Raw genomic sequence first — 12,744 nt, 5'->3', positions numbered from 1 at the left:
CTGCCTCTGCAACACGATGCGCACAAACGGGCAAAGGGTCTACTACACGATGAGCGATATCTTTCTGGGTCTTGGCGGCAATGGTGAAAACCAGCAAATGGCACTGAGCCGTGCGAACCGGCACGGCCTGATCGCGGGCGCCACGGGTACGGGTAAGACGGTGACGTTGCAGGGTCTGGCGGAGAGCTTTTCTGCCAACGGCGTGCCGGTCTTCGTCGCTGACGTGAAAGGCGATTTGTCCGGCATCGCTATGCCCGGCTCTCCCACATTCAAACATGCAGACAAGCTGGAAGGCCGCGCGAAGGAATTGGGCATGGAAGACTATGCCTATTCCGATAATCCGGTGATTTTCTGGGACCTTTACGGCGAACAAGGCCACCCGATCCGCACCACGATCAGCGAAATGGGCCCATTGCTGTTGTCGCGCCTGCTTGACCTCAACGACACGCAGGAAGGCGTGTTGCAGATCGTATTCCGCCATGCCGATGACAATGGCCTCTTGCTGCTCGATTTCGGCGATCTGCAAAGCATGCTGCAATTTGCCTATGAAAACGCAAAAGAGCTTTCGGGCACGTATGGCAATGTGTCCAAGCAATCGGTTGGTGCGATCCAGCGGCAATTGCTGAGCTTCGAAGCGCAAGGGGCGGACCACTTCTTCGGTGAGCCTGCGCTGGAAATTGACGATTTTCTCAAGACCGATGAAAATGGTCGCGGCTATGTCAATGTGTTGGCTGCCGACCAGCTGATGCGCAGTCCGAAGCTATACGCGACGTTCCTTTTGTGGTTGCTGGCTGAACTGTTTGAGAGCTTGCCCGAAGTCGGCGATCCGGAAAAACCGAGCCTCGTCTTCTTCTTTGATGAAGCGCATCTGCTGTTCGATGATGCACCCAAAGCTTTGCAGGAAAAGATTGAGCAGGTCGTTCGCCTGATCCGTTCAAAAGGCGTCGGTGTGTTTTTCGTCACTCAGAACCCGATCGACATTCCCGAGGAAGTCGCGGGCCAGCTCGGCAACCGCGTGCAGCATGCATTGCGCGCCTTCACCAAACGCGATCAGCGCGCGATTAAAGCAGCTGCAGAGACGTTCAGGATTAACGATGATCTCGACACCGAAGAGGTGATCACCGAATTGCGCGTAGGTGAAGCTTTGGTCTCCACGCTTGATGAAGAAGGCGCGCCGACCGTGGTTCAGCGCACTCTGATCAAGCCGCCGCGTTCGCGCCTTGGCCCGGTGACCAAAAAAGAGCGCGCGATCATTCAGTCGATCAGCCCGTTTGAAGGCAAATATGACGAGGCCGTCGACCGCGAAAGCGCGGAAGAAGTGCTTGCGCAAAAGACCGCTGATGCGGCTGAAACCGCCGTCGAAGTGGCCGAAAAGGGCGAGGAGGAAGTGCGCAAAAACCCGCGCAAGACCAAGAGTATGTGGGAAAAGGCCCTGTCGCGCGGCACTAAAGTGGCTGCAGGCGGCATGGCGGGCGCGGCGGCGGCTGCGGTTTTGGGCAAGAAAAGCCGCTCAAACCCCGTCAAAAGCGGGATCACATCGGCGGCTGGCTCCATCGCGACCGACCTTGCCGGGCCGATTGCCGGCCGTTTCGTGCGAAACCTGATTGGTGGTTTGATGCGGTAAGGGTTTAGCCCTGAGCGACCGACAAAGTGTGGTCCTCATAGGCAAGCCGCACGGGCATTTCGAAATCAAGCAGCGCCTCGCCGCCCACGCTTCGAAGCAGCTTTTCGCATTGCGCGCGCTCGTCGCCCTCTAGCGTGTGCAGATAGTCGAGTGCCCTTTGCAGCATCCATAGGCTGAACGTGCGCGCCATCCCTTCGCCTTTCGTTCCAGCAATGATGAAGGGCGCAAGGCCAAGCCCGCGCGGCAGCTCTCCACCCGGATTACTGGCGTGCCATTCGCCAAGCAATTGGCCCGTTTCGATAAGGAAAGGCAGGTGTTCTTCCATCATGCGCGACAGCACTGGCAGGACGGTGCCCGGTACGGTGTCATCCGGCAAAAACTCGCCTGACTGGGGAGCCGGTGGTTCGACCATTCGCCTTACCCATTCGGCAACGCGCGGGGCCAATCGCTCCATGATCTCACCCGATGCAGGATCGCGGTAAAGGTGGGCATAGAGCGGCCCGATCAGGCCATAGTCGCCGATAGATGGGCGGGAGCCGAAGAGAAAATCATGCTCGGAGAACTGCGCATTGAGGTCCGCCAATAGCGCCTCATAACTCGCCTCAATGGCGGGAATGGTCGCTTCATTAATGCCCAGCATAGGCACAAACCCGCGAAATTGTGCGCCGATCATCTTGCCCGCGGCGACTTGCTGTTCGGCTGTTCCTTCAGGCGCTAGGCTGCGACCAAACTCGCCATAGATCCAATCCTCATTATAGTTCCAGCGATAATGCATCGCCGGGATGACGAGCCATTCATCACCAAAGCACTCGAGCAACAAGGCTGCCAATTTCTGCTTTGGACCATCGGGATAGATCGAAGGACCGCGCTCGCGTGCCTCGTAATGATCGATGATGAGCGAGGTGTCCTGAAGGATTGAACCATCTTCGCATTGGATCACAGGAATGATCATGCGGCCCACTGCGGGGACGATCACCTCATTGCGGATTTCTAGCGTGGGCGTGACTTCTTTATAGTCCACGCCCTTCCAATCGAGATAGGCGCGCGCTTTGCCTGAAAAAAGCGAAGCGGGCGTTCCGAACATTGTGTCTGTCATGCTGGTTCTTTCATCCGATCCAGCGGATAAGTTACGCTTAGTGCGATGATACTGGCAAATGCAATTCTGCGCGAAGGCCCCCTTCTGAGCGGTTTGTGAGGGTCAGCCTGCCGCCATGCTGGTCGGCGATTGCACGCGCAATGGTGAGACCCAGCCCCGCGCCCCCAGTTGTCCGGTTGCGCGATGCCTCACCTCTGGCAAACGGCTCGAGCATGTTTTCGATCTGATCGGAAGCGATGCCGGGGCCGCTATCATCAACGCGCAGGATCGCGTGACCGTCTTCCTCGAGCAAGGACAGCTCGGCTTTCTCGCCGTAGCGGACAGCGTTTGAGACAAGATTGCGAAAAGCCCGTTTAACCCATGTCACTTGAATGCGTGCAACCACACGAGGCGGATCGATTAGCGTCACCGGCTCATCCAGATCTTCAAATTCCTCGGCCACGCCGATCATCAATGCCGCAAGGTCAACTGCCTCTGTGCCAGAGCGATCCCGCCCAACGCGCGACAAGGTCAGGATGTCATCGAGCGTGGCAGTGATGTCCTCGATGCTATCAGCCATTTTCGCGCGTTGCGCCTCGTCCGGTACGCTTTCAATCCGCACGCGTAGGGCCGCGAGCGGCGTTTTGAGGTCATGTCCGATTGCGCCCAGCATTACGTCTTTTTCGTCGAGCAGCGCGGCAATGCGCGTCTCCATCGCGTTATGCGCAGTTATCAAGTGGCGCATGTCGGACGGCCCGGTTTCCTCAAGTTGTACGGCACGATCAGGATTGGTGGCGAAGTCACCAACGCGGTCTGTGAGGCGCGCTAGAGGGCGCGTGATGCGGCGCAGGATAACAAACAAGACCGCCATCATAATCAGGAAAAGGATGAAGGTTTGCAGCACAATTCCCCATGTGACGCCGGGCTCACGCTGGGGCACAAAAACGCGCGCAACGCGCCATTCGCCGTGCTCTTCAATTTGGAAAGCTGCCACAATGATCGTGCGATCGGCCCATCCGCCTTGCCGCGCAAAACGAGGGTTTCGTAAAGCTCGCTCCTGGAGGACAGGATCATTGCCAGCGCGCCGTTTTACAAAACGGACAGAAGTCGCCTCGACACCCTGGCCGCTGAGGATTTGTGCCAAGGCGGTGGCGTTCTGTGTGTCATTCACCTCATGTGGGAAGAGTGGGTCATCGCTGGTGGTAAGGGTCCGGATCCGCCAGCGCCGAGGTCCTCCACGAAAATCGCCTGTCGCCTCAGATCGAGGTGAGCGATCTTGCAAACGCCCCCGTCTTTCTAGGGGATCGCGCAGAAGGCTGATCGCGACTGCATTGAGCTGGCCGGTTTCAAAGCGGTTTTGTGCCGCCTGATAGAGGAGTGTTGCCGACACAGCTTGCGCGACCAACAACGCCACAGCCACAGCGACCAAGACTTGCCCCAATAGGCTTGAGGGAAAGAACCTCCTCATTCAGCGTCCGGCTCCGGTGCGATGCGTTTAACGCTGGCGCCAAAGCGATAGCCGCCGCCGCGCACAGTCAGGATGAATTGCGGATCGCGCGTATCAGCCTCAATCTTGCGGCGCAGTCGGCTCACTTGATTGTCCACTGCGCGGTCAAACAATTGCGCAGTGCGTCCCTGCACGAGGTCGAGCAGCAGATCGCGATCCATCACTTTGCGCGGCGCATCCAGGAACGCGCGTAGCAAGCGGAATTCTGCGGTCGAGATGGGAACTGTCACACCTTCGGGATCGGTCAGTTTGCGCTTTAGCGGATCAAGCACCCAGCCCTCAAAGCCGTAATGCCAATCCTCGCTTTGCGTTTGGGATGCTGCCCCATGCCCTGTCCCTCGACCAACTCGGCGAAGCACCGTGCGAATGCGCGCAACCAGCTCGCGCGGTTCAAAGGGTTTTACGATGTAATCGTCTGCCCCCAGCTCCAGCCCGATAATCCGGTCGGTTGGCTCGCTCTTGGCAGTCAAGAAGATAACTGGAAGCTGCCGGGTTTCCACCAGATGGCGGCAGAGTGATAGCCCATCTTCGCCCGGCATCATGATATCGAGCAAGACGATATCTGGCGTTGCCTCGGTCAGGATCGAGCGGGCGGCTGGCGCACTGGCGGCTTCGGTGACGATGAAGCCTTGGCCGGCTAAATACTCGGCCAGAGGCTCACGCAAGGTCGCCTCGTCATCGATCAGCAGGATCTGTGTGGGGTTGATCGTGTCCATCGTTACTCTGTGTCTAATGAAACGTGCGAGCCCGGCGCGCAACTATTAGGCTGCGGCCGAGCTTGCGGATGTGTGAGGCCCGTCCTCTTTAGCAAGTTGGCATTGGGAGTTGCCAGCGAGCCTCACGGGAGAGAGAGTTTAGCGCGCGCCGTTTTGACGCTGCTCACGTCGTTCTTGGCGACGCTCGCGGCGCTCCTCGCGCGCTTTTTCACGGGCGGTTTCGCGCTCTTCGGCGGTGATGGTGCCTGAGCTGTCAGCATCGACCCGTGCAAAGCGGGCTTCCACAGCGGCATCGAATTCCGCTTTGGTTACGATGCTGTCCTGATTGGCATCAGCCTGGCGCAACATTCGCATAGCGCGATCGCCACCACGTCGGCCTCCGCGGCGCATTTCACCGCGCTGACCACGACGGTCTTCCCGCGCTTCACCGCGAGCTTCGCGTGCTGCTGTCATTTCGGCCTCAGACAAAGTGCCATTGCCATCAGTATCAGCGCGTTCAAACATCCGCGCCTGACGGGTTGCCCGGCGTTCAGCTCTTTGAGCGTCACGTGCTTCGCGAGCCGCAGTCATTTCCGCTGGGCTGAGTTCGCCATCACCATTGGTGTCAGCCTCAGCAAAGCGTTCTGCCCGGCGCGCCGTGCGATCATCTGTGGTTAGCTGGCCATCAGCATTCGCGTCCATGCGGGTAAAACGGGCGTCAGCTCGTGTTTTGGCTTCCGCCAATGAGATTACGCCATCACCATTGGCGTCTGCTGCGGCGAAACCGCGCTCACCGCCTTGGTGCTGTGCAATCGCGACACCCGCGCCGCCAAGCGTAAGGGCAGCGGCGGCAACCGCGAGAGAGATTTTGAGCTTTTGCATTTTCATTCCTTCCAATTCGTCTTCTGTAATCGAAGAGCTGCGGCGGGAGACCACCAGCCAGCGACCATGTGATGAACGAATGGGGCATGCATTCACCTTCGCACCGATTAGGAGCGATGGTCGCTTGTCAGGGGGAGGGGCTTTAGTGGCGCTCCTCACCGCAACTCACATTGCCTCTTTTAAGGAGTTATTGTCTCAGGATTATCCCGAAAGCACAGTGTTTTGTCGCAGATTGTATCGCCAGCACGACTCTGTTCAGTTGGGTGAAATCTAGCGCGTCGCCGCTAACGGGGGCGCATTTGCGTGCCTTCACCGGCAGTTATGAAGATTGCAGTGGCACGATCTTCAACATCGGCAATATGCCAGACGCCGGGTGGATTGATCGCGTAGTCGCCAGCCTCCAGAGCAATCTTCTCACGCCGCCCATCGGGAAATTCCTGAGTGAGCACCATCGCGCCTTCCGTGCAGATCACCACTTCCGAACCATTGGGATGCATCTCCCAAGTGTCCCAGCCATCGCTGAAGCTATGTTGCGAGACAAGGCGTCCTTCTACCCCGTCGCTGCCATGTCTTGCACCATAGGCTTCGTACCAGCTCACTCCGTCAAAGGGAGGCTGCGGGACCGCCGTGGCCCCGAGCCCGAGATGAATGAAACTATCTGTCAGTTTGTGTGCGCTCATCACGCCCTCCTTCATGATGGTGGCGGTGTCATGCAAAAAACGTTGAGCTTGTTGCCGTCCAAATCGCGGAAATAGCCGGCGTAAAATCCATCATCACCGCGCGGTCCGGGCGCGCCTTCATCTGCACCGCCTTGAGCGATCGCCGTGTCATAGACCGCATGAACCTTTTCGGGAGTGTCGACCTGCAATGCGACCATCGTCCCGTTGCCGACAGTGGCAGCCTTCTCGTCAAAAGGTTGCGTGGCCGCAATGCCGGGCGCTCCGCCCATCGCGCCCCATGCGACAAATGTTTCAAACTCCATCATTCGGCCCACGCCAAAATGCGTGGCGATCGCGTCGTAAAACGTCGTCGCTTTCGCCAGATCATTTGTGCCCAAAGTTACGTAGCCGATCATGTCTGTTCTCCCTCGACCAAAGCCGCCTGATGCGACTCGGAACATGAGAACATTACTAGAACATCCACTTTGGGGCAAATGAGACTTATAAAGGAGACGTCTCGCGTTCGACCCAAGCGCGGTCTTCGCCTTCCAGCTGTGGCACAAGCAAGTTGCGCACCGCAGTATGATAGTCATCCATCCACGCAATCTCAGCCTCAGTGAGAAGAGATTTGTCGATCAGTTTGCGATCTATCGGCACGAAGGTGAGGCACTCAAAGCCGAGATAGCGCCCTTCAGCACCTCCGATTTCTTGCTCGACCGTCAGAACCAGATTTTCGATCCGGATGCCAAATGCGTCGGGCTTGTAATAGCCTGGCTCGTTTGAAAGGATCATGCCGGCATGCAGTTCTTGTGAGGTGCCCGCTTGCCCGCCAGAGGGTTTTGCGATGCGCTGTGGTCCTTCGTGCACGCCCAGGAAACTGCCAACGCCATGCCCGGTGCCATGCGCATAGTCGACGCCCGCTTCCCAGAGATATTGGCGAGCGAGCGCGTCGATCTGCCCACCATTGGTCCCTTGCGGGAAGATCGCTTGGTCGATTTGAATGTGCCCTTTGAGCACGCGGGTGAAGCGGTCCTTCATTTCCGCTGTTGGCTCACCAGGACCGATCCAGACGGTGCGGGTGATGTCGGTCGTGCCAGCGGGATATTGACCACCGGAATCGACCAAATAGATCGAGCCGGGAGGGATGAGGATGTTGCTGTCTTCATCGACTTTATAGTGCGGCAAGGCGGCGTGGCCCGCGGCGGCGGAAATCGTATCGAAGCTTGTATCGCGCAAATCGCCATGTTCGCGGCGGAAGCCTTCGAGCTTTGCTGCGGCTGTCAGTTCGTCAATCTCTCCCGCAGGAGCGGTCACTTCAAGCCAGCGCAGGAAGCGGCTCACCGCAGCGCCATCGCGCGCCTGAGCGTCCTTGTGGCCCTGCACTTCGGCAGGGTTCTTGATCGCTTTGGCAAGGATGGTGGGGTCTTGTTTGAAGGTGAACTTTGCTCCGCCTGCGCGCAAAGCTTGGGCAATACCTACCACGCCGAAATCAGGATCGACACTAACCTGCTTGCCGGAAAGCTCTCCCAAGGCACCGACAAATGCATCGCGTGGGCGGATCGTGACCGCATTACCGAGATGCTGCGTGACTTCAGGAGTGACTTTCTCAGGCGCTATAAATAGCTCTGCATGGCCATCGGCATGGGCGATCACATAGGACAAGGCGACAGGCGTATGCGCTACGTCTGAGCCGCGAATATTGAGCAGCCACGCAATCGAATCGAGCGCAGGCATCACGACCGCGTCCAGTCCCTCGTCAGCAAGCCAATCAGCAACATCAGAGCGTTTTTCAGCCGAGGATCGCCCTGCAAGCTCCTCTGTATGGACGATAGCGACTGCGCCGGACCGATCTGGCTGATCGGCCCAGACCGCATCAATCGGATTGCTGTCAGCAGGCACCATGGTGATACCCTTGGGGTCAACCGCCTTTTCCAGAGCCGCGACCCAATTCCAGGTTTGGAGCCATGGGTCATAGGCGATTTTAGCGCCGCTCTCACTGACATCACCGAGCCATTCGCCTAAGCTATCGCCCGGAATACTGCGATATTCGAAGAGGTTCTCATCCACCTGATCGCGCACTTGCACGGTGTAGCGCCCATCCACAAAGATCGCCGCATGGGTGAGCGTGACAGCGGCAAAACCTGCTGATCCGCCAAACCCCGTGAGCCAATTCAGGCGCTGCGCATAATCGCCGACATATTCGCTCATATGCTCATCTGAGATTGGGATGATAAACCCATCGAGCTCGCGGCGTTTCAGCTCTTCGCGAAGGGCTTTCAATCGAGCTTCATGGGTTTGCATCAACATGGCGGTTTGTCCCGGTTTGCTCGCGCACTCTTGCCGCGCGAGACTCATTGGTTAGAACAGCCAACATAGGCCGCTTGGCTGCGGCTTTCTACCCGGCTCCTATTTCAAAGGACTCTCCCTCGCATGTCGAAATCCCGTTTTGCGCTTCTTACATGTGCAGCCGCCCTTGTTACCCTTTCCACCAGCCCTGCTTTTGCAGACGCTCATCAAGAAAGTTCTGAAGTGACAGTAACTCCGCCCATCGCTGAAAAGCGCGAGCACACCTACACCCATCACGGCATAACAATCAGCGACCCGTATAATTGGCTCTATGACAAATCCTATCCTGAGATCGATGATGAGGACGTGCTCGACTATGTGAAGGCAGAGAACGCTTATTTCGAGGCTCAGATGGAGCCTTATGCGGGTTTGACTGAGACTTTGTTCACTGAAATGCGTGGGCGGATCAAAGAGGACGATTCCACCGTGCCACAGCGCCGGGGCGACTTCATGTATTGGTCAGAATTTGAAGAAGGCGCGCAATATCGCAAACATTATCGCCGCCCCGTAGGTGCCGAGGATAATGTTGAACCGCAACTGATCCTTGACCAAAACGAGCTGGCAGAGGGCCTCGAATACTTCCGCCTCGGCGCGCTTTCGATCAGCCAGAATGGCCGTTTCATGGCCTATTCTACCGATACGAATGGGTCAGAGCGTTATACCGCTCGCATTATGGATCTGGAGACGGGCGAGCATCTTGGTGATGAGATCACCAATCTTCGCGGTGGGCTGACATGGGTCGCGAATGACACTGCGCTCACCTATTCGCCATCGACGGAGGAATGGCGCTCGCTTGAGGTCAAGCTGCACGTCATCGGACAGCCGCTGGAAAGCGATGTCACTTTGTTCAAGGAAGAGGATCAGAGCTTCAGCGTTGGCGCGGGTCTCTCCGCGCAAGATGACTATCTGATCATCGCAACCGGCGACAACGAAACCAGCGAAGTCCGCTTCGTCAGCGCGTCTGATCCGACAGCGCCGCTGACCCTGATCAAACCCCGCAAAAAGGGCGTCGAATACTCAGTCGACATTCGCGAAGGCGAGTTGTGGGTCTGGACCAATGATGACCACATCAATTTCCGCTTGGCCAAAGCCGATCTGGCAAATCCGGCTGAGTGGGAAACGGTGATTGCTGGATCGGACGAATTCTACCTTACCGACTTCGATCTGTTCGAAGGCTTCTTCGTGACTGAGGGACGTCTCAACGGCCTCGATCAAATTCAGATCCGCCAATATGACGCGCCAACCGCGATGAACGCGATCGAGTTTCCCGAAGAAAGCTATGATGCGGGCCTCGCTTACAATCCGGAATATGATCAGACGGTGCTGCGCCTCTCCTATGAGAGCATGATCACGCCGGACACTGTGTTCGATTACGATGTGGCAAGTCGCACGCTGGAAACGCTCAAGACGCAGGAAATTCCGAGCGGCTATGACCCCTCGCTCTACGAGACGCGCCGGGTCGAAATTCAGGCGCGCGACGGCACTATGGTTCCGGTCAGCGTGGTAATGCGCAAAGACCGCGCAGAGCTGCTCGCCGCGCAAGGGATCGAAGGACCCGGTCCACTGCACCTCTATGCCTATGGCGCCTATGGTTATGCCGTGCCGCCGGGCTTTTCGACCACGCGTTTAAGCCTGGTTGATCGCGGCTTTGCCTACGGCATCGCGCACATTCGCGGCGGTGATGATTTGGGACGGCGCTGGTATCTGCAAGGCAAGATGTTTGAGCGGACCAACACGTTCAACGACTTTGTCGATGCTGGGCGCGGCCTGATCGATATGGGTCTGACCTCAGAGGGCATGGTCACCGCGAGCGGCGGCTCTGCTGGAGGTGAGCTAATGGGCGCGATCATCAATCAAGACCCTGCGCAATATGGCGCGATTGTCAGCCATGTGCCGTTTGTTGATGTGCTCAACACGATGCTTAATGACAAACTGCCGCTGACACCGGGCGAGTGGCAGGAATGGGGCAATCCGATTGAGAGCAAGGAAGCGTTTGCCTACATCCTGTCCTACTCACCCTATGATCAAGTGAGCGCGCAGGACTATCCGCCGATGCTGGTGACAGCGGGCCTCAACGATCCGCGTGTGACCTATTGGGAGCCTGCCAAGTGGGTCGCTCTGCTGCGTGATATGAAGACCGATGACAATGTGCTGCTGCTCAAAACCAATATGGGCGCAGGGCATGGCGGGCAGTCAGGCCGCTGGAATTCGCTGCGCGAGACAGCTGAGGAATTCAGCTTCATCCTGTGGCAAATGGGCATGGCAGACACGCCTGAATGAGCGCACCTCCTAAGTTCACGAAGACCTTCGTGGCCGAGCCCGTCCATATTGACGAGCTCGGCCATGTGAACAATTCGGTCTGGGTCCAGTGGATTCAGGACTTGGCGACCGCGCATTGGGAGCATGCGGCTGATCCTGCGCACCAGGAGGCCTTCTTCTGGGTCGTGATCCGGCATGAGATCGATTATCGCGGCAATATTGCCGAGGGCGAAAGCGCGCTCGGCACCACTTGGATCGATGGCGCACCAAAAGGGGCCAAGTCCGTCCGCGCGGTTGAATTCACTGACGCTGATGGCAAAGCGCTTGTATCCGCCCGCACCACATGGGCGATGCTCGACCGGGCGACTGGCCGCTTGGCCCGCATTCGCCCAGAAGTTCTCGTACCTTTCCAACCCTAAGAGACCTAATGACCAGCCCAATTTTCGAACCGCTCACTCTGCCCAATGGCACCACGATCCCCAACCGGCTGTGCAAAGCGGCGATGGAAGAAAACTTGGCGGTGCAGCCCGGCCAATATCCAGGGGAGAAGCTGTTCAGCCTCTACCGCCAATGGGCTGAGGGCGGCGCTGGGATCATCCTGTCTGGCAATGTCATGGTCGACCCATCCGCGCTTACAGGGCCGGGCGGAGTGGTACTGCAAAAGGGCACGGACCTCACGCCGTTCAAACAATGGGCTGAGATCGGCAAGTCAGGCGACGGGCAATTCTGGCTCCAGATCAGCCATCCGGGCCGTCAGCTTTATAAAAGCCTCGGTGAAACGGCCGTATCGCCATCGGGGGTTGAGCTGAACCTCGGCAAATTCTCATCGCTTTTCGCACCGGTGCGAGCGCTTAGTGTTGAAGAGATCCGAACCATCATCACCCGCTTCGCAGACACTGCCGAGCAGGCTGAAGCGGCTGGCTTTGATGGCGTGCAAATTCACGGCGCGCATGGATATTTGGTCAGCCAATTCCTCTCGCCTCTCACAAACCAGCGCGATGATGAATGGGGCGGTGACCTCGAAAACCGCGCGCGCCTCTTGCTCGAAATCGTCGATGCCGTGCGCGCCCGCGTTGGCGCCGGTTTTGGCGTTGGGATAAAGCTCAATTCAGCTGATTTTCAGCGGGGCGGCTTTGACTTTGAGGATGCGCGACAAGTTGTCCAATGGTTGGATGGCAAAGGCATCGACTTCGTTGAGCTGTCGGGCGGCAATTACGAAAGCCCTGCCATGCAAGGTGTTGAAGCAGCCGAAGCGTCACAAGCGCCTACCTCCACCGAAAGCCGAGAGGCATATTTTGTCGATTTCGCGCGAGACATCGTCAAAGTAGCCTCGATGCCGATAATGGTGACGGGCGGGATCACGAAGCTTGAGATTGCCGAGGCGGCTCTGGCGCAGGATGAGCATGGGTTCGGGGTCGAAATACTTGGCCTTGCCCGCGCCTTTGCCAGCGACCCGCATTTGCCCAAGCATTGGAAAGCCAAGGCAGGGACGGATGTGCCTTTGCCGCAAGTCGATTGGTCAAATCAAACACTTGGTGCGCTGGCCACAATGGCGCTGACAAAAGCTCAACTAGAACGCATGGCAAAGGCGAAAACGCCCGGCAATGGCGGGTCGCCGCTAGTGGCATTGATCGCCGATCAGATGCGGGCAGCGAAGCGGGCTAAGCGCTACCGCAAATGGCGCGCGGAGGGGTAGC

Annotated in this window: 11 protein-coding genes; 4 read left to right on the top strand and 7 right to left on the bottom strand. The window is 57.8% G+C overall.

Translation table 11 applies throughout. From position 1 onward, the window contains the following. The first annotated feature begins 49 nt into the window (after positions 1 to 49). Positions 50 to 1,624 carry a helicase HerA-like domain-containing protein gene (locus AC0V6N_RS12720; protein WP_486171917.1) on the top strand — a complete coding sequence of 525 codons (1,575 nt, stop codon included), beginning with the start codon at positions 50 to 52 and terminating at the stop codon, positions 1,622 to 1,624. A 4-nt stretch (positions 1,625 to 1,628) separates the two neighbouring features. On the opposite strand, the gene AC0V6N_RS12715 is transcribed toward AC0V6N_RS12720, so the two are convergent. From AC0V6N_RS12715 to AC0V6N_RS12685, 7 genes are all read right to left on the bottom strand, one after another. Next, entirely contained in the window at positions 1,629 to 2,720 is a 1,092-nt protein-coding gene (locus AC0V6N_RS12715; protein ID WP_486171916.1) for a glutathione S-transferase family protein, read from the bottom strand. A gap of 37 nt (positions 2,721 to 2,757) precedes the next feature. Continuing rightward, positions 2,758 to 4,167 (bottom strand): sensor histidine kinase, encoded by a 1,410-nt coding sequence (locus AC0V6N_RS12710; RefSeq protein WP_486171915.1) that lies wholly within the window; start codon positions 4,165 to 4,167, stop codon positions 2,758 to 2,760. Beyond that, entirely contained in the window at positions 4,164 to 4,922 is a 759-nt protein-coding gene (locus AC0V6N_RS12705) for a response regulator (RefSeq protein ID WP_486171914.1), read from the bottom strand. Before AC0V6N_RS12705 ends, AC0V6N_RS12710 begins: the two co-directional genes overlap by 4 nt. Positions 4,923 to 5,060: 138 nt before the next feature. Continuing rightward, a complete protein-coding gene (locus AC0V6N_RS12700; protein WP_486171913.1) occupies positions 5,061 to 5,783 on the bottom strand; it encodes an EF-hand domain-containing protein in 723 nt (240 codons plus the stop codon). A 284-nt stretch (positions 5,784 to 6,067) separates the two neighbouring features. Then, positions 6,068 to 6,463 (bottom strand): cupin domain-containing protein, encoded by a 396-nt coding sequence (locus AC0V6N_RS12695; RefSeq protein ID WP_486171912.1) that lies wholly within the window; start codon positions 6,461 to 6,463, stop codon positions 6,068 to 6,070. A gap of 11 nt (positions 6,464 to 6,474) precedes the next feature. Continuing rightward, positions 6,475 to 6,858 carry a VOC family protein gene (locus AC0V6N_RS12690; protein ID WP_486171911.1) on the bottom strand — a complete coding sequence of 128 codons (384 nt, stop codon included), beginning with the start codon at positions 6,856 to 6,858 and terminating at the stop codon, positions 6,475 to 6,477. An 85-nt stretch (positions 6,859 to 6,943) separates the two neighbouring features. Next, complete coding sequence (locus tag AC0V6N_RS12685; protein WP_486171910.1) at positions 6,944 to 8,749, bottom strand: aminopeptidase P family protein; 1,806 nt, start codon at positions 8,747 to 8,749, stop codon at positions 6,944 to 6,946. A gap of 123 nt (positions 8,750 to 8,872) precedes the next feature. On the opposite strand from AC0V6N_RS12685, the gene AC0V6N_RS12680 reads away from it, so the two are divergent. The 3 genes from AC0V6N_RS12680 to AC0V6N_RS12670 are packed head-to-tail and all read left to right on the top strand — an operon-like array spanning position 8,873 to position 12,743. Beyond that, the gene (locus AC0V6N_RS12680; RefSeq protein ID WP_486171909.1) at positions 8,873 to 11,068 is read left to right on the top strand and encodes a S9 family peptidase; all 2,196 of its coding nucleotides are present in this window, start codon (positions 8,873 to 8,875) and stop codon (positions 11,066 to 11,068) included. Next, positions 11,065 to 11,466 (top strand): acyl-CoA thioesterase, encoded by a 402-nt coding sequence (locus AC0V6N_RS12675; protein WP_486171908.1) that lies wholly within the window; start codon positions 11,065 to 11,067, stop codon positions 11,464 to 11,466. Before AC0V6N_RS12680 ends, AC0V6N_RS12675 begins: the two co-directional genes overlap by 4 nt. Positions 11,467 to 11,474: 8 nt before the next feature. Further along, positions 11,475 to 12,743: an NADH:flavin oxidoreductase/NADH oxidase family protein gene (locus AC0V6N_RS12670; protein ID WP_486171907.1), complete on the top strand. Its 1,269-nt coding sequence runs from the start codon at positions 11,475 to 11,477 to the stop codon at positions 12,741 to 12,743. The last annotated feature ends 1 nt before the right edge of the window (position 12,744 follow it).

The organism is Erythrobacter sp. S57(2025) (assembly GCF_057365055.1).
The sequence above is the reverse complement of the archived record's forward strand: the minus strand, read 5'-3'. Positions and strand labels throughout refer to the sequence as shown.

Coding starts and splice junctions, on each gene's coding strand:
- AC0V6N_RS12710 (WP_486171915.1), bottom strand. CDS start 4,167: ATGAGGAGGTTCTTTCCCTCAAGCCTATTGGGGCAAGTCTTGGTCGCT.
- AC0V6N_RS12680 (WP_486171909.1), top strand. CDS start 8,873: ATGTCGAAATCCCGTTTTGCGCTTCTTACATGTGCAGCCGCCCTTGTT.
- AC0V6N_RS12690 (WP_486171911.1), bottom strand. CDS start 6,858: ATGATCGGCTACGTAACTTTGGGCACAAATGATCTGGCGAAAGCGACG.
- AC0V6N_RS12700 (WP_486171913.1), bottom strand. CDS start 5,783: ATGCAAAAGCTCAAAATCTCTCTCGCGGTTGCCGCCGCTGCCCTTACG.
- AC0V6N_RS12705 (WP_486171914.1), bottom strand. CDS start 4,922: ATGGACACGATCAACCCCACACAGATCCTGCTGATCGATGACGAGGCG.
- AC0V6N_RS12685 (WP_486171910.1), bottom strand. CDS start 8,749: ATGTTGATGCAAACCCATGAAGCTCGATTGAAAGCCCTTCGCGAAGAG.
- AC0V6N_RS12715 (WP_486171916.1), bottom strand. CDS start 2,720: ATGACAGACACAATGTTCGGAACGCCCGCTTCGCTTTTTTCAGGCAAA.
- AC0V6N_RS12675 (WP_486171908.1), top strand. CDS start 11,065: ATGAGCGCACCTCCTAAGTTCACGAAGACCTTCGTGGCCGAGCCCGTC.
- AC0V6N_RS12695 (WP_486171912.1), bottom strand. CDS start 6,463: ATGAGCGCACACAAACTGACAGATAGTTTCATTCATCTCGGGCTCGGG.
- AC0V6N_RS12720 (WP_486171917.1), top strand. CDS start 50: ATGAGCGATATCTTTCTGGGTCTTGGCGGCAATGGTGAAAACCAGCAA.
- AC0V6N_RS12670 (WP_486171907.1), top strand. CDS start 11,475: ATGACCAGCCCAATTTTCGAACCGCTCACTCTGCCCAATGGCACCACG.